This window comes from Rahnella sp. CG8 (assembly GCF_023701875.1).
In the GTDB taxonomy this organism is placed as follows: Bacteria; Pseudomonadota; Gammaproteobacteria; order Enterobacterales; family Enterobacteriaceae; genus Rahnella; species Rahnella aceris.
Map to the genome: position 1 here is coordinate 47,519 of NZ_JABAED010000026.1, position 23,648 is coordinate 71,166.

General features: G+C 52.7%; 18 protein-coding genes. 13 read left to right on the forward strand and 5 right to left on the reverse strand.

The annotated features are described in order from the left end of the window. Window positions 1-2 precede the first annotated feature (2 nt). From HGO41_RS20520 to HGO41_RS20535, 4 genes are all read left to right on the forward strand, one after another. Window positions 3-2,039, forward strand: a complete 2,037-nt coding sequence (locus HGO41_RS20520; protein ID WP_250981341.1) for an alpha-glucosidase — start codon at window positions 3-5, stop codon at window positions 2,037-2,039. A 55-nt stretch (window positions 2,040-2,094) separates the two neighbouring features. Continuing rightward, window positions 2,095-3,480, forward strand: coding sequence for an MFS transporter (locus HGO41_RS20525; RefSeq protein ID WP_121019649.1), 1,386 nt, complete (start codon window positions 2,095-2,097; stop codon window positions 3,478-3,480). A 46-nt stretch (window positions 3,481-3,526) separates the two neighbouring features. Next, a complete protein-coding gene (locus HGO41_RS20530; RefSeq protein ID WP_250981342.1) occupies window positions 3,527-4,942 on the forward strand; it encodes an MFS transporter in 1,416 nt (471 codons plus the stop codon). A 77-nt stretch (window positions 4,943-5,019) separates the two neighbouring features. Next, the gene (locus tag HGO41_RS20535) at window positions 5,020-5,373 is read left to right on the forward strand and encodes an MmcQ/YjbR family DNA-binding protein (RefSeq protein ID WP_250981343.1); all 354 of its coding nucleotides are present in this window, start codon (window positions 5,020-5,022) and stop codon (window positions 5,371-5,373) included. Here HGO41_RS20535 and HGO41_RS20540 read toward each other — a convergent pair. Both HGO41_RS20540 and HGO41_RS20545 read right to left on the reverse strand, forming a co-directional pair. Beyond that, window positions 5,355-6,275 (reverse strand): pyridoxamine 5'-phosphate oxidase family protein, encoded by a 921-nt coding sequence (locus HGO41_RS20540; RefSeq protein WP_250981344.1) that lies wholly within the window; start codon window positions 6,273-6,275, stop codon window positions 5,355-5,357. The two genes, HGO41_RS20535 and HGO41_RS20540, sit on opposite strands and share 19 nt — an antisense overlap. Before the next feature lie 6 nt (window positions 6,276-6,281). Further along, window positions 6,282-6,902: a glutathione S-transferase gene (locus HGO41_RS20545; RefSeq protein WP_112151075.1), complete on the reverse strand. Its 621-nt coding sequence runs from the start codon at window positions 6,900-6,902 to the stop codon at window positions 6,282-6,284. Between the two features lie 101 nt (window positions 6,903-7,003). Between HGO41_RS20545 and HGO41_RS20550 the strand changes: the two genes are divergently transcribed. The 4 genes from HGO41_RS20550 to HGO41_RS20565 all read left to right on the forward strand — a co-directional run bounded on the left by HGO41_RS20550 (window position 7,004) and on the right by HGO41_RS20565 (window position 11,074). Continuing rightward, complete coding sequence (locus tag HGO41_RS20550) at window positions 7,004-7,921, forward strand: LysR family transcriptional regulator (RefSeq protein ID WP_013577345.1); 918 nt, start codon at window positions 7,004-7,006, stop codon at window positions 7,919-7,921. Between the two features lie 115 nt (window positions 7,922-8,036). Next, a complete protein-coding gene (locus HGO41_RS20555; RefSeq protein WP_015690548.1) occupies window positions 8,037-9,218 on the forward strand; it encodes an esterase in 1,182 nt (393 codons plus the stop codon). Window positions 9,219-9,299: 81 nt separating this feature from the next. Then, window positions 9,300-10,340: a hypothetical protein gene (locus HGO41_RS20560; protein ID WP_013577343.1), complete on the forward strand. Its 1,041-nt coding sequence runs from the start codon at window positions 9,300-9,302 to the stop codon at window positions 10,338-10,340. Beyond that, window positions 10,319-11,074 (forward strand): hypothetical protein, encoded by a 756-nt coding sequence (locus HGO41_RS20565; RefSeq protein ID WP_013577342.1) that lies wholly within the window; start codon window positions 10,319-10,321, stop codon window positions 11,072-11,074. Before HGO41_RS20560 ends, HGO41_RS20565 begins: the two co-directional genes overlap by 22 nt. A 50-nt stretch (window positions 11,075-11,124) precedes the next feature. Here HGO41_RS20565 and uvrA read toward each other — a convergent pair whose 3' ends face one another. Beyond that, entirely contained in the window at window positions 11,125-13,980 is a 2,856-nt protein-coding gene (gene uvrA / locus HGO41_RS20570) for an excinuclease ABC subunit UvrA (protein ID WP_037034977.1), read from the reverse strand. A 323-nt stretch (window positions 13,981-14,303) separates the two neighbouring features. On the opposite strand from uvrA, the gene HGO41_RS20575 reads away from it, so the two are divergent. Continuing rightward, window positions 14,304-14,846 (forward strand): single-stranded DNA-binding protein, encoded by a 543-nt coding sequence (locus tag HGO41_RS20575; protein WP_013577340.1) that lies wholly within the window; start codon window positions 14,304-14,306, stop codon window positions 14,844-14,846. An 87-nt stretch (window positions 14,847-14,933) separates the two neighbouring features. On the opposite strand, the gene HGO41_RS20580 is transcribed toward HGO41_RS20575, so the two are convergent. Then, entirely contained in the window at window positions 14,934-16,352 is a 1,419-nt protein-coding gene (locus HGO41_RS20580; RefSeq protein ID WP_112197673.1) for an amidohydrolase family protein, read from the reverse strand. 95 nt (window positions 16,353-16,447) lie between these two features. Further along, window positions 16,448-17,302, reverse strand: a complete 855-nt coding sequence (locus HGO41_RS20585; RefSeq protein ID WP_013577338.1) for a LysR family transcriptional regulator — start codon at window positions 17,300-17,302, stop codon at window positions 16,448-16,450. A 206-nt stretch (window positions 17,303-17,508) separates the two neighbouring features. Between HGO41_RS20585 and HGO41_RS20590 the strand changes: the two genes are divergently transcribed. The 4 genes from HGO41_RS20590 to HGO41_RS20605 all read left to right on the forward strand — a co-directional run bounded on the left by HGO41_RS20590 (window position 17,509) and on the right by HGO41_RS20605 (window position 23,545). Continuing rightward, window positions 17,509-18,198 carry a YopT-type cysteine protease domain-containing protein gene (locus HGO41_RS20590; RefSeq protein WP_250981345.1) on the forward strand — a complete coding sequence of 230 codons (690 nt, stop codon included), beginning with the start codon at window positions 17,509-17,511 and terminating at the stop codon, window positions 18,196-18,198. A 256-nt stretch (window positions 18,199-18,454) separates the two neighbouring features. Further along, entirely contained in the window at window positions 18,455-20,386 is a 1,932-nt protein-coding gene (locus tag HGO41_RS20595; protein WP_250981346.1) for a metallophosphoesterase, read from the forward strand. 289 nt (window positions 20,387-20,675) lie between these two features. After that, window positions 20,676-21,833, forward strand: a complete 1,158-nt coding sequence (gene hpxO, locus HGO41_RS20600; RefSeq protein ID WP_013577335.1) for an FAD-dependent urate hydroxylase HpxO — start codon at window positions 20,676-20,678, stop codon at window positions 21,831-21,833. A gap of 125 nt (window positions 21,834-21,958) precedes the next feature. Beyond that, window positions 21,959-23,545, forward strand: coding sequence for a hypothetical protein (locus HGO41_RS20605; RefSeq protein WP_112197671.1), 1,587 nt, complete (start codon window positions 21,959-21,961; stop codon window positions 23,543-23,545). Window positions 23,546-23,648: the final 103 nt, after the last annotated feature.

A 23,648-nucleotide genomic window follows, 5' to 3' on the forward strand; every position in this document is an offset into this window, starting at 1 on the left:
TCATGAGTACCCTACAAAATAAAAATACTCAGATTGAATTTATCGCCGGTAATAACGAATTTTCGCTGATTTATCAACAGCGTCTGATTTTACGTCATACCGCGCAAGCGCCTTGTTTGTGGATTGGCGGCGGCGAAGCGGATATCGATATGTTTCGCGGTAATTTCAGTATTAAAGATCGTCTGAATGAAAAGGTCGCCCTGACAGACGTTAAGATCACTGCGCAACCCGCGGGATGGCACTTACATTTCAGCCGTGGTAATACGCTCAGCGCTACGCTGGTTATCACCACCGATGATAGCGGGCGTTTACAGCTCAACCTGCAAAATGATAACCGCGCACATAACCGCATCTGGTTGCGGCTGGCAGCGCAACCGCAAGATCATATTTACGGCTGCGGTGAACAATTCTCTTACTTTGATTTGCGCGGCAAACCTTTCCCGCTGTGGACCAGCGAGCAGGGCGTCGGGCGCAACAAACAAACCTATGTGACCTGGCAGGCCGACTGCAAAGAGAACGCAGGCGGCGACTATTACTGGACGTTCTTCCCCCAGCCGACCTTTGTCAGCACGCAGAAGGTTTACTGCCATGTTGAAAACAGCGGTTATATGAATTTCGATTTCAGCGCGCCGGACTACCACGAACTGGCCTTCTGGGAAGATAGCGCCACGCTGCGTTTTGAATGCGCCGACGACTATATCAGCCTGCTGGAAAAACTCACTGCGCTGTTGGGCCGTCAGCCGGAATTACCGGACTGGGTATACGACGGCGTGACGCTGGGTATTCAGGGCGGCACGGAAGTCTGCCAGCAGAAACTCGACGTGATGCGCGAAGGCGGCGTGAAGGTCAACGGCATCTGGGCGCAGGACTGGTCCGGTATCCGCATGACCTCATTCGGCAAACGCGTGATGTGGAACTGGAAGTGGAACAGTGAGCTGTATCCGCAACTCGACCAGCGTATTCCTCTGTGGAAAGAAGAGGGCGTGCAGTTCCTTTCTTACATCAATCCGTATGTCGCCAGCGATCGGGATTTGTGTGCCGAAGCCTCAAAAAAAGGCTATCTGACCAAAGATGCCACGGGGGGCGATTATCACGTCGAGTTCGGCGAGTTTTACGCAGGCGTGGTCGATCTGACCAATCCTGCTGCCTATGACTGGTTCAAAAACGTCATCAAAAAGAACCTGATTGAACTGGGATGTGGCGGCTGGATGGCGGATTTCGGTGAATATCTGCCAACCGATACCTTCCTGCACAACGGCGTCAGTGCGGAAATCATGCATAACGCCTGGCCCGCACTGTGGGCGAAATGTAACTACGAAGCCTTGCAGGAAACCGGCAAGCTCGGCGAGGTGCTGTTCTTTATGCGCGCCGGTTACACCGGCAGTCAGAAATATTCGACGATGATGTGGGCGGGTGATCAGAACGTTGACTGGAGCCCGGACGACGGGCTGGCCTCGGTGATCCCGGCGGCCTTGTCGCTGGCAATGAGCGGCCACGGTCTGCATCACAGCGATATTGGCGGTTACACCACGCTGTTCGAGATGAAACGTAGCAAGGAACTGCTGCTGCGCTGGTGCGATTTCAGCGCCTTCACCCCGATGATGCGCACTCACGAAGGCAACCGTCCGGGCGACAACTGGCAGTTTGACGGCGACGCGGAAACCATTGCGCATTTCGCCCGCATGACCGGCGTGTTCACTCATCTCAAACCGTATATCCGGCAGGCCGTGCAACAAAACAGTCAGCGCGGTTTACCGGTGATGCGTCCGTTGTTCCTGCATTACGAAGACGATGCCCGCACCTATACCCTGAAATATCAGTACCTGTTTGGCCGCGATCTGCTGGTGGCACCGGTGCATGAAGAAGGGCGCAGCGACTGGTCGCTGTATCTGCCGCAGGATACGTGGATCAACGCCTGGACCGGGGAAACGCATCACGGCGGCGATATTACGGTGGCCGCGCCGTTAGGACAGCCGCCGGTCTTTTATCGTGCAGACAGCGAGTGGGCAGCGCTGTTCGGTGCATTACGTCACCTCTGATAAGGCTTGCCCGCCGGGGGGAATACATCGCCCCGGCGGGTGAAGGAGAATAATAATGAGTCAGACAACATCGGAAAACCCCGCGACCCTGCGCCTGCCTTTCAGGGAAAAACTGGCCTACGGCATGGGGGATTTAGGCTCCAATATCCTGCTCGATATTGGCACGCTGTACCTGCTGAAATTTTACACTGACGTGCTCGGCCTGCCGGGGACTTACGGCGGCATTATCTTTTTGATCGCCAAATTCTTTACCGCATTTACCGATATGGGCACCGGCATCATGCTGGATTCGCGCCGTAAGATCGGGCCAAAGGGCAAATTCCGCCCCTTCGTATTGTACGCCGCGTTTCCGGTGACGTTGCTGGCCGTCGCCAATTTCGTCGGCACACCGTTTGAGATCACCGGTAAAACCGTCGTGGCAACACTGTTGTTTATGTTGTACGGGCTGTTTTTCAGCATGATGAATTGCTCGTATGGCGCGATGGTGCCTGCTATCACCAAAAACCCGGACGAGCGGGCGTCACTCGCGGCATGGCGGCAGGGCGGAGCCACGCTGGGACTGCTGTTGTGCACTGTCGGTTTTGTGCCGGTGATGAACCTGCTTGAAGGTCATGCGCAGCGCAGTTATATCTTTGCCGCGACGCTGTTCTCGCTGGTCGGGTTACTGTTTATGTGGCTGTGTTATGCCGGCGTGAAAGAGCGTTATGTCGAGGCGCAGCCCGCCAGTGATACGCAAAAACCGGGGCTGTTGCTGTCATTCCGGGCGATTGCCGGTAACCGTCCGCTGTTCATTCTGTGCATCGCCAATCTCTGCACGCTGGGGGCGTTTAACGTCAAACTGGCGATTCAGGTGTATTACACGCAGTACGTGCTGAATGACCCGATCCTGCTCTCTTATATGGGTTTTTTCAGCATGGGATGCATTTTCATTGGCGTGTTCCTGATGCCTGCCGCCGTCCGGCGATTTGGTAAGAAAAAAGTGTATATCGGCGGTCTGGCGCTGTGGATTGTCGGCGACATCCTTAACTACTTCTATGGCAGCGGCTCGGTCAGCTTTGTCGCGTTCTCCTGTCTGGCGTTCTTCGGATCGGCGTTCGTCAATAGCCTGAACTGGGCGCTGGTGTCCGACACGGTGGAATACGGCGAGTGGCGCACCGGCGTGCGTTCGGAAGGCACGGTCTACACCGGTTTCACCTTCTTTCGCAAAGTTTCACAGGCACTGGCGGGGTTCTTCCCCGGCCTGATGCTGACGCAAATCGGCTATGTGCCTAACGTGGTGCAGTCGGCGCACACGCAGGAAGGGCTGCGTCAGCTGATCTTCATTTATCCCTGTGCGCTGGCGGCAATCACCATCGTGGCGATGGGCTGTTTCTATAACCTCAACGAGAAAATGTACGTGCGCATCGTTGCGGAAATTGAGCAGCGTAAGCAGACGGCATAATGCATTCACTGTAACAGCGCCCTGCGGGGCGCTTTGAGGATCGCCTATGAAGAATTGTCATCACCCTGATCCGCTGACGTTGCGTGAGAAGTGCGCCTATGGAATGGGCGATTTTGGCTCGAACCTGATGTTATGTATCGGGACGCTGTATCTCCTGAAGTTTTATACCGATGAACTGGGCATGCCGGCGTTTTATGGCGGCATCATCTTCCTGGTGGCGAAGTTTTTCACCGCTTTCACCGATATGCTGACCGGCGTGTTACTTGATTCCCGCCGTCATATTGGTGCGCGGGGTAAGTTCAGACCGTTCATTTTGTATGCCTCCGTGCCGGTAGGACTGATCGCGACGGCGCAGTTTATGGCGAATGATTTCGGCCTGCCGGTGAAAACGGCGCTCGCCACCGTACTGTTTATGTTGTTCGGCTTGTTCTACAGCCTGATGAATTGTTCATACGGCGCGATGGTGCCCGCTATCACCAAAAATCCCCATGAACGGGCGCAGCTTGCCGCCTGGCGCCAGGGCGGTGCCACGCTCGGATTATTGTTGTGTACCGTCGGGTTTATGCCGGTACAGGCGTTGTTCGGCAATTCCCCTTCGGTGGGGTATTTCTCCGCTGCCCTGATTTTCGCCACCTGCGGCATTCTGTGTATGGGCTGGTGCTATCGCGGCGTCAGGGAACGTTACGTTGAACTCACGCCTGCGGGACATAAATCCGGCATCCTGCGGTCGTTTCGCGCCATATTTCGTAATCCGCCGTTGCTGGTACTGTGCCTCGCCAATCTGTGTACGCTGGCGGCGTTTAACATCAAACTGGCGATCCAGGTGTATTACACGCAGTACGTGCTTAATGATATTCATCTGTTGTCGTGGATGGGGTTTTTCAGCATGGGCTGCATTCTGGTCGGTGTCTTTCTGGTGCCGGGTTGCGTGAAACGCTTTGGCAAAAAACAGGTGTACCTGGGGGGATTACTGTTGTGGGCAACCGGCGATATGCTTAATTTCCTGTGGGGAAACAGCTCGTTAAGCTTTGTGCTGTTTTCCTGCATGGCATTTTTTGGCACCGCATTTGTCAACAGCCTGAACTGGGCGCTGGTGCCAGATACCGTGGATTATGGCGAATGGAAAACCGGTATTCGTGCCGAAGGCTCGGTGTATACCGGTTATACCTTTTCACGAAAAATATCTGCCGCGCTTGCCGGGTTCCTGCCGGGAATTATGCTGACTCAAATCGGTTATATCCCGAATGTGGTGCAGGGCAGCGCGACCTTACTCGGTTTGCGTCAGCTGATCTTTATCTGGCCCTGTGCACTGGCTATCAGTGCGGCGATCATTATGGGCGTATTTTACAAACTCAATGAGGAACGCTTTGCCAGAATCATTGAGGAAATCGGTGCGCGCAAAAAAGGGGAGATTCCAGATCCTGTCACCGGCAAAGAAAAGACGTCTGTGTTAAGCCTGTAAATCGTTCAGGTTTGCTATGGTTAACCGAGGGCACTTTCGTGCTACGTAGCCATCACGTTACAAGGAGAAACCCAAACATGACCAGTTCGGAATTGCTGACCTATTGCATGGGAAAACCCGGTGCGGAGCAAAGTGTTGAAAATCAGCGCGGCGCAAATCAGGTAAAAGTGGGCGACGCGATGTTTGCCATGGTGTGTGAAATTGATGGCCGCGAGGCTATTTCGCTGAAAACCAGCCCTGAACTGGCAGAGCAATTACGGGCAGCACATCCGGATATTGTGCCGGGAGATCATCTCAACAAAGCGCACTGGAATACCGTGTTCCTCGACGGCTCGCTGCCCGATTCACAGTTTTATTATCTGATTGATGATTCCTACCAGTTGGTGGTATCCGGTCTGCCGGAGGCGGTGCGTCAGGAAATTGGCTGCTGATTATCCGGCCAGTTGCCACTGCTGAGGGTTGCAGGAGAGAAGTCCGCCACCTCTGCCCGCCACGGCAGTGCGCCGCGAAAGCGCCACACGCGGGTGATGTCCAGACTCCAGTAACGTTCTGCGCCTGCTGGCCCGGGAATATCCTCCGGCTGCCAGTGGATTTGCGTGTGTCCCTGAAGATGCAGCAGGTCACCGTTTTCGAAATCGATAAACAGCAGCGCTGCACGCGGTTCTGCCAGCAAATTCCCCAGCGTATTCATATAACGGTTGCCGCGAAAATCAGGCACCCACAAGCGGTTTCCCACCAGATGCGCAAATCCCGGCTGGCCGCCGCGATGCGACACATCGGCACCGCCGTGCGCGTGGCTGGCGATAAAAAACGTATCGGCGCGGGCAATCAGTGCGCGGGCGTCAGCATCCGGTTCGGTCATATCCTCCCGCGCAGCCAGCGGCAAACTGACGGGAACATCGGCCAGTTTGCGTATCTGGATATACTGCGGACAATTACCAAAACTTTGATCGACGACGATCTCAATGCGGTTTTTATCCATGCGCCCGATCCTGCCGTTCACGCGGTTACGCCGCCGGTTGGAAAAATCGATCCCCAGCCCGCCAATCTGTTTCCCCGGCTGTAAAGCGGCCAGGGCCGGATCGTCCGCCCGTCGCGGCGCATTTATCCGCAAATGGATGTCATCCGGCGTACTGATAAACCCGGCGGGGCCGGTCAGCAGAGTTGCCACCGGCCAGCCGTTTTCGTCCAGTGTTGAGATAAACAGATACGGCAGCGTGGCGAAAAAAAGCCGGTGCTGTTCCGGCATCGCATCGCGGATGCCGTGTGCGGAAACATCAAACCCTGCCATGTCCTGTGCCAGGATTTCGTCTGCATGGAAAGGATGGTTCATCGCGTTTTACCCCACAATTTCAGGCAGTGGCAACGCCGGAAGTGGCGTAAAGCCCGGCAGGCTTTCCACCCGTTTCAGCCAGCGGCGAATCGCCGGGTAATCCGCCAGCGAAACGCCGCCTTCCGGAGCCGTCGCCACATAGCTGTAACAGGCCAGATCGGCAATGGTGGCCCGCTCCGTCGCCAGAAACTCGCGGCTTTCCAGATGCTGTTCAAGCTGCGGCAGAAACTTTGCCGTCACGGCCAGCGCGCTTTCATAAGATTCCGGTGCCGCGAACTGTTTCACCATACGGGCAGATGCCGGGCCGTAACGCACTTCACCGGCGGCGCGGGACAACCATTTTTGCACCTCAGCGGCCTGCACCGGATCTTCCGGCAACCAGTGGCTGTCGGGCGCGTAACGTTTCACCAGATACACCAGAATCGCATTACTGTCGGTGACAACGAGTTCGCCGTCGGTCAGCACCGGCACCTGCTGCAGCGGATTTAACTGCGCGAATTCGGCGGTTTGACGAATGTCTTTGCCGCCGTCTTTGTTCTCAAAGGGCAGACTGAGCATGTTCAGCAACAGAGTTACGCGGTGGCAATGGCCGGAAAGCGGTGTGCTGTAAAGTTGAATGGCTGGCATGGAATGTCTCCTTTATGGGTCTGGCGTCAAGATTACTCTTGCATCAAATGATTGGGATCCACGAAGATTGAAATTGAGCGTTTCACCTGGTGGAAGAATCTATGGACCGTTTAGATGAAATGGCGATTTTTGTCGCTGTACTTCAGTATGGCAGCCTGGCGGAAGCTGCCCGTAAACTTCACCGTTCTCCTCCGGCGATCACCCGCGCCATTGCCTCGCTGGAACACCGGTTCGGCGCAAGGCTGGTCGAGCGCACCACGCGCAGTCTGGCGCCGACAGAAGCAGGTGCACGGCTGGCGGAAAAAGCGCGACTGCTGCTCAGCCAGTATCAGAACGCGGTAGAAGATACCGCGGAAACCCAGCTCAGCGGCCTGCTGCGCATCACCGCACCGGTACAGTTTGGTCGTAAACACGTCGCGCCGCTGGTGATGGAATTTCTGGCGCAACATCCTGATATGCAAATCGAAATGATGTTAAATGACCGTAATCTGGATCTGATTGACGAAGGGTTAGATCTGGCGGTGCGCATCGGTCATCAGGAAGATTCAGGCAAAGTCGCCCGTAAGGTTGCGCAAGTCACCCGCGTTCTGGTCGCCAGTCCGGCGTATCTGGCGCAGCATGGTGAACCGCAACATCCGTCGGAACTCGCTTCTCATCAGACGGTGATGGGCACGCTGCGCACCCAAATCCGTGAATGGCGTTTCGGGCCGAATGAGGACGATTTGCGCGTGCGGCTGTCGCCACGTTTGCTTTCCAACGATGTGGAATCGCAACTGCTGGCGGTGCGCAGCGGGCAGGGGATAGCACGGTTATTGTCGTATCAGGTCAGGGATGATGTGCAGGCAGGCCGTATGGTGCGGCTGCTGAAGGATTTCGAACCTTTGCCGTTGCCGGTACAACTGGTGGCGCAGCAGGTACAGCAAATGCCACGCAAGGTACGGACTTTCTGGGATTTTGCTTATCAGCGGCTGAGTGCACTGCCGCAGCTTCATGCTTTAGATGCATCTTCGGAACAGTGACGCCGATCACGCTCGCTGGCGGTAAAAATAACCTACTCTGAGAGTTGTGCAAAAACAGTGAGTTACTTGAGGACAGGTTGTCCGTTTGCTCACGCCAACCCAGAAGGAAAGGATGATGACCCGTAACCGGCTGAATCTTGCCACGCTTTTGATTCTGGCGCTCAGCGCGCCGTTCCCGCTGACCGTCTCTGCGCAAAGCTTGCCGCAGGATCCTGATGCGTCGGTGCCTGCGAAAAATTACATCACGGCGGTGAATCCTGATTTAACCATCACTTACCGGCTGTATGCGCCGACTGCCGAACATGTCGATGTGGTGACCGGTGCCACGCCGGTGACCTACATTCCGCATCAGATGACCAAGGACGATAAAGGTGTCTGGAGCTGGACATCGGGTGCACAGAAGCCTGATCTCTATGAATATTTCTTCAACGTGGATGGCTTGAGGATTGCCGATCCTGGCAGTGCAATGCCCAAGCCACAGCGTCAGGTGAATACCAGTTTGATCCTGGTGCCCGGCAGTATTCTTGATGTGAAAAACGTGCCGCACGGCGAAGTCCGCACGCTGACCTATCATTCCGCCGCGCTGAATTCCGAGCGTCAGGTCGCGGTGTGGACGCCACCGGGTTACACCGATGCTTCACAGCCGTTGCCGGTGCTGTATTTCTATCACGGCTTTGGCGACACCGGTCGCTCGGCGCTGGATCAGGGGCGCATTCCGCAAATCATGGATAACCTGCTGGCGGAGAAAAAAATCGTGCCGATGCTGGTGGTCATTCCGGATACCGAAACCGACGCCAAAGGCGTGGTGCCGGAAGATTACGTCACCAAAGATCGCCGCAAAGAGTTTTATCCGCGCAATGCCGCTGCCGCAGATAAAGAGCTGACCGGTGATATTATCCCGCTGATTTCTAAAACCTTCCGTGTGCGTGATGACGCAACCGGACGCGCGCTGGCCGGGCTTTCTCAAGGCGGTTATCAGACGCTGGTCAGTGGCATGACGCATCTCGACCAGTTTGGCTGGCTGGCGACACTCAGCGGTGTCAGCACCACCACCGTACCCAATGCTGATGTGGCGAAACGCTTCGCTGAACCGGAAAAAATCAATGCACAACTGAAAAACTTCACCGTGGTTGTCGGCGAGAAAGATGTGGTAACAGGGAAGGACATTGCCGGATTGAAAACCGAGCTGGAAGAGAAAAAGATTAAATTCGATTACCACGAATACCCGAATCTCGGCCATGAAATGGACGTCTGGCGCCCGGCCTATGCGGAGTTTGTGCAGAAGATATTTAAGTAGGGTCACACCGTGTAAAGTCTTTTTCGATGTATAAAGTGATTTGCTTTATACTTTAAAAAATGACTTTACACGGATCTGCAAATGACACAGAAGATAACGCAACTGGTTAGCTACCTTGAAACGGTTTTAGGCTTTCGCACTACAGCCACCGAAGTAAAACTCTCAGTTTCATTCAGTCTTCAGGAGTTGTTTGGTTTCTTCGAACTGGAAGTTGGTGTGCCGGGTGACGCTCCTCTGATTCTGCTGGCGGCTTTACAGCGGGATGACACCTATCCGGGCATTGTCACGATAAGGAAACGTCTGTCACTCATTGAAAGGATGACAGATAAGGTGGTTGTCTACGTCTGCGAAAATATGAATCTGGCGGAACGCCGCAGCTTGATTGACCATCACATAAATTTTATTGCGATTAAAAAGCAGTTATTTATTCCTGAACTGGCCATGGATTTGCGCGATGCCTTCAGAATTCGTAAAAAAAGCGCCGGCAAAGACGTGCAAAACGATTTTTCTCCGGCCACTCAGGCTATGCTCATCCAGCTTTTATGGGATGAGTCATTCTCTAAATCCGGTATTACCTGTACGGCTGAGCAGTTGATGGGCTTATATAATTACAGTCGCGTGACGCTCTCAAAAGCCATTTCTGAGCTGACAAAATCCGGGCTTCTTGCTTCAACGCATGAGAAAGATTTTTCGACCCGATTTTATTCACTCAGATTTTCGCGCTCAGAGACTTTCGTAAAATCTCTTCTGCTGATGCGTAATCCGGTGAAGAAAATCGTCTGGATTAACAAGCTACCTCCTTTAGATGAGGGGGTCTGTTATGCCGGAGACAGCGCTTTAGCGGAATACACGATGCTGGCCCGTGGCGCTAAGCCTGTGTTTGCGATGACCCGGGAAGTATTCACTTCACTCCTGAAAAGGGGGGAATTTGATGAAGTGACTCATATCGACAGCGCTGTAGCTACAGTTGAAATCTGGAGCTACCGGAGTCCCAAAGCTTCAACACATATCGTTGATGAAATATCTCTGTATCTGACACAGAAAGATAATCAGGATGAACGGGTCCAACTGGCGCTCAGTGAACTTAAGGATCAATACCCATGGATGAAATTCGGGGACTAAAACTGTTTGGCGAGTATTTCAAAAAATATCAGGATCAATACGTCCTCATCGGTGGTGTCGCATCCTGGATCACTATGGATGAAGCCGGGGAAGAATTTCGGGCCACCAAAGATCTGGATATTGTCCTCATTATTGAGGCGCTGAGCCCTGATTTTGTCAGTTTGTTTTGGGAATTTATAAAGTCAGGCAACTACGAAATCCGCCAGACGGGTGAGGGAAAGCCCATTTTTTACCGGTTTCTGAAACCAGAAAACACGAGTTACCCCTTTCAGATTGAACTTTTCTCGCGTTCTCCACAAGGAATGGAACCTCCGGAAGATGCTCAGATTATCCCGATCCCCAAAGATGAAGGTGTTTCCAGCCTCTCAGCTATCCTCCTCGATGAACATTATTATTCCTTCCTCAGGGATGGCCTCCTGCGCACGGAATTATTCTCGTATATCGGAGCAGACAGGTTAATCCCTTTAAAAATGAATGCGTGGCTTGATCTGTCAACCCGCAAGGCGGCAGGAGAACCTGTGGATTCCCGTGTTGTGAATAAGCACAGAAATGATGTGATCCGGTTATCAGGTCAACTGACAGGAAAGGCTGCCACCATTCCCGAGAACATTCGGGCTGACATGGAGAGCTTTCTCACAAAACTGTCAGATGAGAATATTGATCTCAGGTCACTGAATCAGCGGGGGTCTGTAGAAGATGTCATTAAAAGGATCAGAGAAGGATTTGGTCTGTAATCAGGGCAAACAAAAAGGCCTTCCCGTTTGGGAAGGCCTTTTGCTATGGCTTAAGCGCTTTTCTTCGCCTGCTGGCTGTGGCGTTCCAGCAACGGTTTCAGGAAGCGCGCAGTATGCGATTCTTTGCATTCCGCGACGGTTTCCGGCGTACCGGCGACCAGAATCTGTCCGCCGCCCGCACCGCCTTCTGGCCCGAGATCAACAATCCAGTCCGCGGTTTTAATCACGTCCAGATTGTGTTCAATCACCACGATGGTGTTGCCCTGATCGCGTAGCTGATGCAGCACTTCCAACAGTTGCTGAATATCGGCAAAGTGCAGGCCGGTGGTCGGTTCGTCGAGAATATACAACGTCTGACCGGTGCCGCGTTTGGACAGCTCACGCGCCAGTTTGACGCGCTGTGCTTCACCGCCGGACAGCGTGGTCGCTGACTGGCCGAGGCTGATGTAGGTCAGACCGACGTCGATCAGCGTCTGCAATTTACGCGCAAGGGCAGGGACGGCATCGAAGAAATCACGCGCTTCTTCAATGGTCATCTCCAGCACTTCGTGGATGCTCTTGCCTTTGTATTTAATTTCCAGCGTTTCGCGGTTATAGCGTTTGCCTTTGCACTGATCGCACGGCACATAAATATCCGGCAGGAAGTGCATTTCAACTTTGATCACGCCGTCGCCCTGACAGGCTTCGCAGCGGCCGCCTTTGACGTTGAAACTGAAACGCCCCGGCGTGTAGCCGCGTGAACGTGATTCCGGCACACCGGCAAACAGCTCGCGCACCGGCGTGAAAATACCGGTGTAGGTTGCCGGGTTAGAGCGCGGCGTACGGCCAATCGGGCTCTGGTCGATGTCGATGACTTTATCGAAATGGCCCAGACCTTCGATTTCACGGTACGGCGCCGCTTCAGCAATCGTTGCGCCATTCAGCTCGCGCTGTGCCAGCGGGAACAGCGTGTCGTTAATCAGCGTCGATTTACCTGAACCGGACACGCCGGTGATACAGGTAAACAGGCCCACCGGCAGCGTCAGCGTGACATCTTTCAGGTTGTTGCCTTTAGCGCCGGAAAGTTTCAGCACTTTGGTGGCATCCGCCGGGACGCGCTGCGCCGGTACGGAGATTTCCCGTTTACCGCTCAGGAACTGGCCGGTCAGTGAATTCTCGGTCGCCATAATGTCTTCAGCGGTGCCTTCAGCCACCACTTCGCCACCGTGTACGCCTGCACCCGGACCAATATCAATAATATGGTCGGCGGCGCGGATCGCGTCTTCGTCGTGCTCGACCACAATCACTGTGTTACCGAGGTCGCGCAGGTGGATCAGGGTTTCCAGCAGACGCTCGTTGTCGCGCTGATGCAGGCCGATAGACGGCTCATCCAGCACGTACATCACGCCCACCAGACCGGCACCAATCTGGCTCGCCAGACGGATACGCTGGGCTTCGCCGCCGGACAGCGTTTCCGCAGAACGTGACAGCGAGAGGTAATTCAGGCCGACGTTCACCAGGAATTTCAGGCGATCGCCAATCTCTTTCAGCACTTTCTCAGCAATTTTGGCGCGCTGACCGCTGAGTTTCATATTGCGGAAGAAATCCATCGCATGGCCGATGCTGAAATCAGAGATTTCCGGCAGCGTGGTTTCTTCGACAAATACGTTACGCGCTTCCTCGCGCAGACGGGTGCCGCGGCAGGAAGTACACGGACGGTTGCTGATGTATTTCGACAGTTCTTCACGTACTGCGCTGGATTCCGTTTCTTTATAACGGCGTTCCATATTGTGCAGCACGCCTTCAAACGGATGGCGACGAATCGAGGTATCACCGCGATCGTTGATGTATTTGAATTCAATGGTGGTTTTGCCGGAACCGTGCAGGATGGCGTTTTGCACGTCGCTGCTCAGTTCGTTAAACGGCGCTTCCACGTCGAAATCATAATGCTCACCGAGAGAGCGCAGCATCTGGAAATAATAGAAGTTACGACGATCCCAGCCACGGATTGCGCCGCCCGCCAGTGAAAGCTCAGGGTTTTGCACCACACGATCAGGGTCGAAGAACTGCTGCACACCCAGCCCGTCACAGGTCGGACAGGCTCCCGCCGGGTTGTTGAACGAGAACATACGCGGTTCAAGCTCGCGCATGCTGTAGCCGCACACCGGACAGGCAAAGTTGGCCGAGAACAGCATTTCTTCGGCTTTCGGGTCATCCATATCGGCGACCACGGCGGTACCACCGGAAAGCTCGAGCGCGGTTTCAAACGATTCCGCCAGGCGTTGCGCCAGATCGTCACGCACTTTAAAGCGGTCAACGACCACTTCAATGGTGTGTTTCTTCTGCAATTCTAATTTTGGCGGATCGGACAAATCACACACTTCACCATCAATACGCGCACGGATATAGCCCTGCGACGCCAGGTTTTCCAGCGTCTTGGTATGCTCGCCTTTGCGATCTTTAATGATGGTCGCCAGCAGCATCAGACGCTGGCCTTCCGGCTGTGCCAGTACGTTATCCACCATCTGGCTGACGGTCTGTGCTGAAAGCGGAATATTATGATCCGGGCAGCGCGGCTCGCCCACGCGGGCAAACAGCAGGCGCAGGTAGTCGTGGATTTCGGTGATCGTCCCGACGGTAGAACGCGGGTTGTGCGACGTTGATTTTTGCTCAATCGAAATCGCCGGAGACAGACCTTCAATATGGTCGACGTCTGGTTTTTCCATTAAGGATAAAAATTGGCGTGCGTAGGCCGACAGCGACTCGACGTAGCGGCGCTGGCCTTCGGCGTACAGCGTATCGAACGCCAGAGAGGACTTGCCTGAACCGGATAAGCCGGTGACAACAATCAGTTTGTCGCGCGGGATAATCAGGTTGATATTCTTGAGATTATGGGTGCGTGCGCCCCGAACTTCGATCTTATCCATTCATCATTCCCGGATTAACTTGATAGCTCACCGTGCCGGTGACCGCCGTGAAAACCAGTTTCGCGCCAGCCATCGAATCGGGCACAGAGAAGAACGTAACGCGCAATTATGACACAAATCACAGCCTGTGCCACCCCAAAACCTGAATGTATATCCAGTACTCAATGTAACAATGGAATGTTTACTGGCCGATCTGCGAGGAATCTTCCAAGGCTTTACATGCATGGTACGGATAACACGTTTTGTGGTTATAATGGCACAAAGTGAATTCATCACCTTCAACTGTGGTTTCAACCACGACATACATCATCAGGAGAATCCACATGGCCAGCAGAGGCGTAAACAAAGTTATTCTCGTCGGTAATCTGGGGCAAGACCCGGAAGTCCGCTACATGCCTAACGGCGGCGCGGTTGCCAACATCACTCTGGCAACGTCTGAAAGCTGGCGTGACAAAGCCACCGGCGAGCAGAAAGAAAAAACCGAATGGCACCGTGTAGTGTTGTTCGGCAAATTAGCGGAAGTCGCAGGCGAATACCTGAAGAAAGGTTCTCAGGTTTATATCGAAGGCGCACTGCAAACCCGTAAATGGACCGATCAGGCTGGCGTTGAAAAATACACCACCGAAGTCGTTGTTAACGTCGGCGGCACCATGCAGATGCTCGGCGGCCGTGCAAGCGGCGGCGCACCAGCAGGTGGTGGTCAGCCATCCGCAGGCGGCCAGCAGGGCGGTTGGGGTCAGCCTCAGCAGCCACAAGGCGGCAACCAGTTCAGTGGCGGTCAGCAATCTCGTCCGGCTGCGCAAAACAACGCGCCAGCACAGAACAACGAACCCCCAATGGATTTCGACGACGATATCCCGTTCTGATTCATTGCCTTCGGGCATCAACGTTCAGAACAACAAAAAGCCCCGAAAGGGGCTTTTTGCTTTGCAGCGTTTACTACTTTCAATTCCTCACACTTTCCCCACCGCACCAAACACTAATCTGCCCTGATGGAATGTCGCTTTCACCTCTGACACCCGCGCCACCGCTTCGGCAGAGCAACTGGCGTCGACCAGGATCATTTCGGCGTTATCGTTGACCGCAGGCCACTGGCGTGTGCCGCTGTCGTCGAGCGGCAGGACGTTGCCGGTGGCGATAGCGAGGGAGCGCGTCAGGCCAAATTCGTCGGAGTTACCGTAGAGCTGGGCGTAGAGGCTGGCTTTTTCCAGCATGCTGCCGGTGCCGAACGGCGACCAGTGATCAATGACGCTGTCTGTGCCGGTCATGACAAATACGCCGTTCTGGCTGAGCTGCGGCAGCGGCATATTCAGTTTGCCGAGCGGAATGGTGGAAGCGACGGTGAACTGCTGCTCTGAAAGCCCTGCAATGACGTCGTCGAGTTCCGCGCCCTGCATCATCGCCAGCGCAAAACCGTGGCTGAGCGTCACTTTGCCTTTCAGTTGCGGGTTTTTCTCCACGGTCTGAATCATGTATTTCACTGCCGCAATACCGGCTGGCGTGGTTTCATGCAGATGAATATCCACGCCTTTATTCGTATCCAGTGCAATCTGAAACATCGCGTCGAGGGATTTTTCCATCGCGCCATCCACGTTAGTCGGATCCAGTCCGCCGACGTATTGCGCGCCCATTTGCATCGCCTCACGCATCAGGCCATCGACTTTCGAATGCAGCAAGCCGTGTTGCGGGAACGCCACAATTTCACAACTGAAATCCTGCTGATGTTTTTCCAGTGCGATTTTCAGATGCTCAAGGCTTTTCAGGCCGCTGACCGGGTCGATATTGCAGTGGCTGCGCGCCACGGTGGTGCCTTTGGAATGCAGCAGCCCGATGATCGCTTCGGCATGTTCCACCGATGTTGGTAGCAGTTTGGGGATCAGCACCTGTTCGCGGGCAATCATGTCCATGATAGTTTTGCCTTTACGCGGGCGCGGTGCTTCCCATTTGCCGCCGTAGAAGGTTTTGTCGAGGTGAATATGCATGTCGCGCGTGGCGGGCAGCAGAAGTAATCCTCTGGCATCAAAAGCAGGCAAGGTGCTGGCCGGGGCGTCTTTTGCCGGCTGGATCGCCACGATTTTGCCGTTGTTGATTTCAAGATTGTACAAACCGGTTCTGGTGGCAATAACGATATCGCCTTCGCGCTCAAAACCCTCTTCCAGCCGCACATTGCGCAACTGGTAATGCGGCGCAGAAATCGCGTTGATCTGGCTGGCATCGTCACATTTTTCGTCCATCGCGCCCGGTTTGAACGGGGAGGCTGATGCCATACCTGCGGTTAACAGCGCGCCGGTGGCAGTGATTTTGGCGCTATGCGAAAGAAAGTTTCTGCGGCTTTGTTGCTGAGGATTTTGCACGTCGAATTCCTTAATCATGATGCGGGAGGATGCTGCTTTTCCCTTCACCTTAAAAGATGACGCCGGTTCCGGCTGCGATTTTTCCCACTGCCTGCCAGTGGAAAATGCAATGGCTAACTAAGCTGACAAAAATCCTTTAATTTTCCGGCCAGTGCAATCTGCGCAGGCGTCGCGTCGTGGCGGTAAAACAGCGCCAGCTCGACGTTATCAATCGGCGGCAATCCGCTTTCTGCCCCAAGAATCCGGTGCTCCGGCTGGCGGCAACCGGCGGGCAATAAGGTGACACCCAATCCGGCCGCACTGGCAGCGACCAGCGCGGCGAGACTGGCGCTGCTGTAACTGATACGCCAGCTACGTCCGAGAGCATCCAGTGCCTGACACAGTTCTTCGCGGTATAACCCGTTGAGCGGAAACAGCACCAGCGGGATGGGATCCCGTTCAAACGCCGGAAACGCCGCGCTGTCCAGCCACAGCATCGGCTCGGGGCGCGAGGCGTTGGCCTTTTCGCCGGTGAGTTGTTTCACCAGAATGATATCCAGCATCTCCTGTTGCCAGGCGCGGCGCAGTTCGTGACTCAGGCCGCTGGTGACATCGAGGCGAATATGCGGATGGGCGCGGCTGAATTGCGCCAGCAGGGACGTGGTAGCCGCGGCAAAATCTTCAGGCACGCCGAGACGCACTACGCCGTCCGGCCACTGGTCACTCAGCGCATCGTGCGCTTCACCGTTCAGGGCGATAATCCGCCGCGCATAACCCAGCAACCGTTCACCTTCTTCAGTCAGTTGCACCTGATGAGACGTGCGTTCCAGCAAAGGTTTTCCCAGCGCTTCTTCCAGGCGGCGGATTTGCTGGCTGACTGTCGATTGCGACAGGTACACGCGGTCGGCCGCACGGGTAAAACTGCCGGTTTCGCAGACGGCGACAAAACTAAGCAACTGCTGCGGGCTGAACATCGGATAGCGATTCATTTTTTAAATGTTTATGCTTTTGGTATTCGAAATATCAATACTTAGCAGAGTATCAACCTTCCCGCTCTCGCACCAGACCAGAGGCTGAGAACCCCTTAGAAGAAAAGGTTTCCTTTATGTTTTCTGAATTAATCATGTTCAACATTGAAAGTATTTTTTCTTTATCATTTGCAAAATTTTTCTTAATAATGGAATGAAGTGATTTTATGAGAATGGATTCAGTTAGACTGATACAAAATTATAATGGGATATATAATAAATTCCGACAGGGGGAATATATTAAGAAAAATAAATGGGATCATTGTGATGAGAAAAAACGTAAGGGCGCATGGACCGGAAATGTCTATGATCGCGCCGGCCGGGTGGTTGAATATGGTCTTGAAAACGGTGTGTGTCAGGGGCTGGTGGGCGCATACCTGATATCAGGTCAAAGCTGGAGCCGGTTCAGTGCCTATATTGCCAGTGAAAAAGGTAAGACGGTGGTGCGGGGGATCATGAATTTTCAGGAACACCTGAGTGCCAGCGGGAATATGAAAGAAATGAAAAGTGTTTTTCATGGCATTCTAAAATCTTATCAGGTTAATTTTATTCGGGAGGAAATAAAATTGACTGGAAACACCGCAATTACCATGGCGCAGTCAATATTAAAAAGTGTCAGTCAGGGCAATGGCTGTCATATATCGATTAAAAAATCTTCCAGCGGACACTCATTAGGTCTCAGGGCAGAATCCAATCAAATAAAAATCTTTGACCCCAATTATGGTGAGACGGTTTTTCCCTTTAAGAATGGTATCAGCGATGAAATGGAAAAATTTCTGATACATATTTTTTCTGAATACTACAGCCAGTACTTTATGTTGACGATTGAACATTATTCAGCTTCCGTTTTTTCCTGAATCTCCGGATTCACAGATAACAGTGAAAAACTACTTTTGAGGTTTTATTCTTAGCGTTGATATGTATTTAACTATCTGTATTCCGATTGTTTAATGGTCGTTGTAAAATAAGTCAACTTAATTATTTATTCTAAAACAAATGTTTGTTACAAATTATAATATCGAGGTACGATAATTTACTAACAGTAAAATGATTAACCTCAAGGGTGAAAGTGTGTTCGTCTCAAAAAATAAAATTAAATATGGCAGGATAGCCATGGCTATCGCTGCTTGTTTGCCATTTTATACCTCAGCAGAAATAAATATTAGCAATGTGGCAACGCAAAGAGGTGGTTACCATGTACCGGATGTTGTACTCACTGTGCCTGATGGCATGAAGATGATCGACATGAGTTCTATGCAACGGGAAATATCACCGGGTCCTTCTCCTAATCCTCCCGCGCCTGTTCCGGTACCTGACCCTCATCAGGACGGGTTACCTATTCCTGATGATCAAAATGACTATGCCCGGATGAAACTCTCAACCGAAATATCTGGCTATAAGGTTTCAGAGAATTCAAGTCCATATGAAATAAAAGCAATCACTGTGCCAGGTGGACAAGCCGTGCGTTTATTAGAAGCTAAAACGGTCGATTCCAGTGATAACAATATCTCTCCAGTTGTTGCAAAAGGGGAGATGGTTTACACCGATGTAAATGGGGTGGAGCATTCCCGTCCTTACGAAGTTTCAACAGACAGTGCGGAAGAAACATTCGAAGCACTGAAAAATATGAAAGAACAGCTGAGACAGGAGGTCTTCCCGGACGCGGCGGTAACCTCTGCGGTCTATGGTTCCATTGCTGCGCCAAAAGCCTGGAGCGCTGATACGACGGTCGGTGAAATACATGGCCGTCAGGTTAACGGGACTACTGAATTCTTTGAAGCAAAGTTTAATGGTAATGCGAAAAGTAAAAACTGGTATTACCCGGAAAATAAAAAAGATAATGCCTGGTGGCGTGTTGTTCATCCAAAAGAATATTATGCCATTACGTCTGACTGGCATTTTGGGGCAGAGACTACATCTACGCCATATAACACGGTACCCAGCAAAGGTAACTTTAAGAAGATTGATGCAATTAACACACTGAAAGACAAATACGGTGATGCCTTCAGGGGGACGATTATTAACGGCGACATTACCCACTGGGGGCATGGTGGCGAGTGGTCTGATGCCAAGAAAGCTTTTGGCAAACTTAATGCACCTTACTGGTACGGGCTGGGTAATCATGATTATGACGGCAATGTGAATGACTGTGGTTTGTGGGAAAATCGCTGTGCAATTCGTAGTATCCGGAATTTAGTTGATCATATTAATAGTTTGAAAGATGTCGTTTCCGTTGATTACGACGTCATGAATGGTTATAAATTCCCGCATCTCAGTACCAACTATATTGGCAGTTTCGGTTACAGTTTTGATATTGCGGGTATTCGTTTCATTCAGCTTAATAATAATTTGCATTATACGAAGGAATTTTCAGGGTTTAATTCGGATGCTGCCCGCCGGTATGATGTTAAGGTCAGGGACGGTGAAGGCTGGTTCCGTGAGCAGTTACGCGATGCAGGCATAAAAGGTAAAGCAACAATAGCGTTGGAGCATGGAGGTGAAAGTTACAGTGAAAATGAGACTCCAACGCGGGATATACTGGGGGAGTATGGCGGCTCGATAAGATTTGGTGGCCATTCACATGGTATCTCTTCATCAAACAGCGGGGCGGCTTATTACGGCGATATGCTGATTCTTGAGCTTGATTACAATAAGCAGATGGGAAAAACATATATGGTAAGCAATGATAAAATTGATGAAATGTCACCGGGAGCGGAATTTACACTTAATTTCAACGTCCCGGAAATGGCACCTGTACCGAAAAGTTACGTCCTGAGTCTGCGTAATAAAGGCGGTTACACAGGTTATTACAGACTCACTTATACCAATAGCAGTACTAAAGCCAATTTCAACAAAGAATATAAATTATCGCTGGGTAATACTCAGCAGGTTATTATTCCTGCTGAAGCGACGAACGTAAAAATTAAAGGCGTAACAGGAACAGGACGGGCTTTATATTCCCAGTCACTGACCAAACAGGAAAATACCTGCATAGAAACGTGGGGAACGCTACCTCGTAACCTGCACTGGGGTTGGTGCAAGTAACGCACTGCGGCATTTGTGGATCCAAATTATCACTCCCTCTGCTGGGGGAGTGATTTGCGAATATTTGTCTGATGTAAATCTTCCTCCGGCTTTCTCTCCGCCCCATCCTTTCGCACCAGAGTGATTCACTACGCCACTCTTGCTCCAAAACGACGCCTCGTTTTAGCGCATTTCACCTGCGCTTCGGCAGTTAATGATTTCACTTAAGATTGACTACAAGGCTTTGGCGGCAAATCGTCTTTCTGGTACAGAAATTGCTTTTCCCTAAAGAGACTCAGGGGAGAAAAATATGAAAGCGATCGTGATTGGTGGCGGTATTGGCGGTGCGTGTGCGGCGATTGCGCTGAAGCGTTTTGGTATCGAAACGGCGGTATACGAGGCAGTGAAAGAGATCAAACCGGTCGGTGCGGCGATTTCCATCTGGCCTAACGGCGTAAAGTGTCTGAATTATCTCGGCATGAAAGAGGCGCTGCGCGAACTCGGCGGCAACATGCGTTTTATGGCCTACAAAGAATATCAGCAGGGTCAGACCATGACGCGTTTCAGTATGGATCCGCTGATCCAAAGCGTCGGCGAGCAGCCATATCCGGTGGCACGCGCGGAACTTCAGTCGATGCTGCTGGAGACTTATGGCCGCGACCAGGTGCAGTTTGGCAAGCGCGTGACGCACGTTGAAGAATCTGCCGACAGCGTCACCGCCTGGTTTGACGACGGCACTTCCGCGACCGGCGATCTGCTGATTGCCGCTGACGGCACCCATTCCATTATCCGCCAGCACGTTCTGGGTTATGCAACGGAGCGCCGCTATGCCGGTTATGTTAACTGGAACGGCCTGGTGGAAATCGATGAAAGCATCGCGCCTGCCGACCAGTGGACGACGTTTGTCGGCGAGGGTAAACGCGTGTCCCTGATGCCGGTGAGTGGCAACCGTTTCTACTTTTTCTTTGATGTGCCGCTGCCAAAAGGCTTGCCGCAGGATCGCACTACGGTACGCGAGGATTTACAGGGTTACTTTGCGGGCTGGGCGGAACCGGTGCAGAAGCTGATCAGCCAGATCAATCCTGAAACCACCAACCGCGTTGAAATCCACGACATCGAACCCTTTATGCAACTGGTCAAAGGACGGATTGCGCTGCTCGGTGATTCCGGCCACAGCACCACGCCGGATATCGGGCAGGGCGGTTGCGCGGCGATGGAAGATGCAGTGGTGCTGGCAAATATGCTGCAAACCAATTCATTAGGCATTGAAGATGCATTGCTGCGTTATCAGGAAAAACGGGCATATCGCGTGAAGGATCTGGTGCTGAAGGCGCGTAAACGCTGCGATGTCACCCACGGCAAAGAAATGGCCGTGACCGAACAATGGTATGAGGATCTGAAAAGCGAAACCGGCGAACGCATTCTTTCCGGCATGTGCGAAACCATTCTGGGCGGTCCGCTGGAATAACGTCGGGGGCGTAAGAAACAACTTTTACATATCCTTAAAGCTTCCTGTGTTTTTGCCGAAAATAGCATCAGAAGGATCAAGGTATCCACTGGCGCTATGGCGCAAAAACATAGGGACTCATCGGGATGACAGTTATCTCTGCGACAGGTAATCAGGCGCTCAACACGCTGGTTACGTCAACAAAATCACTGACGGCAGTCACTACTGCAGCCAGCCAGCAGCAGGCTTCGACGGCGCAATCCACCACGGTAATGATCGGCCAGGCGGACACCGCTTCGCCGGTCTACAACATCACCAAACCGGCACTGGTCTGGGAACGTTCTTCCAGTGATCTGATGTCTTCAAAGCTTGCATCGAACTTCAGCCATTCCGGCAATGCGGCGCGTTTTACCGGACTCGGTGCGGCGCTGCTTGAGCGTTTCACTACCGACAGCAGCAGTTATTCGCAATCGGTGATGAAGCAGACTTCCGCTCAGTCGACCCGTTCAGCGGCCAATGTTGCCGCCCAAACCCAACTTCATACCAAAGCTGATAACCAGATAAACCTGAGCATTAAAACTGCCAGCGGCGCACTGGTGGATATCACGCTGGGCAGTGATGATGACGGACTCGGCGTGCAGGTGAATGTCAGCAAAGGCACGCTCAGCGATGCCGATCGCAAAGCGCTGGCCGGTCTTGCGGAAGGTTTTCAGAAAGCGATTGATGGCCTGACGGCGCAACCGCCGAAGCTCGATCTGAGTGGCCTGACGAAGTTTGATACCTCGGTGCTGTCGTCGGTGGACTTACACGCCACGCTGGGCACCACCAATACCCAGACGCTGGATTTTCATGCTGATGCGAATACCCGCTCAGTGAAATCGACCGGTGTTGCTGGCACGGTGGATATCAGCGTCGACATGAGTAAGCGCGCACTGCTGGGCACAGAAAGCCAGCAGAAGCAGGCGCTGAACAGTTATCTGAAACAAATCAGCAGCGCGGGTAATCGTGGCAATGGTGACGAATCGCTGATGAACATGTTCAAAGATGCCTTTACGGCGCTGAACAGCAATTATGGCGAAACCGCGACGACTTATAAAAGCGGGGGGGCTGAGCCGGTTTATTTCTCGCTGACCAAAACCGATAAAAACATGATGACCGGGCTGGCGGATTTCACGGCGTCAGTCTCGCAGACACCGGTCGATTCCACCAATCCGATGCGCCCGGATGAAACCGATACGTTCTCTTATCAGGTTTCTCAAACCAGCACGATCACCGGCACGGGTACGCAGGACCGCAATATCACGCAGAAGCAACAGTCACATCTGGCCGCCAGTTATCATGCATCGCTGACACCGGGGCTGAAACTGAATCTGACCAGCGACCGCAACTCGCAGAATTACCTTTACTATCAGATTGATGACAAGGCAGAAAGCACGACGTCCGTGCAATATCACAAAGGTGCGCTGATGAGTGCCACAGTGGCTCAGTCCGCCAGCAACTCAACACATATTCAGAAATATGTGAAAGGTGCACTGGAATCCGACATCACCACGCCGGAAATCACGTCGAAAACCACTGACCTGCTGGGCACGCTGCAATCGGCCTGGGAAAATAACGCCCCGCGCATGTCGTTCCGGGATTATCTGAATCATCAGACCCTGCCGGATCTCAGCGGGATGGTACTGATGGAATCGGATGCTGCGCAGTTGAAAAACAGTCCTTCATTAGTGTAGATAAAACCAAAACAGCCCCTGACGGGTAATGCCGATCGTTTAAGGATCAGTTGACCGATCCGGTGGCTCGTGTAAAAAGGGTTCATGCTCATCATGGACCCTT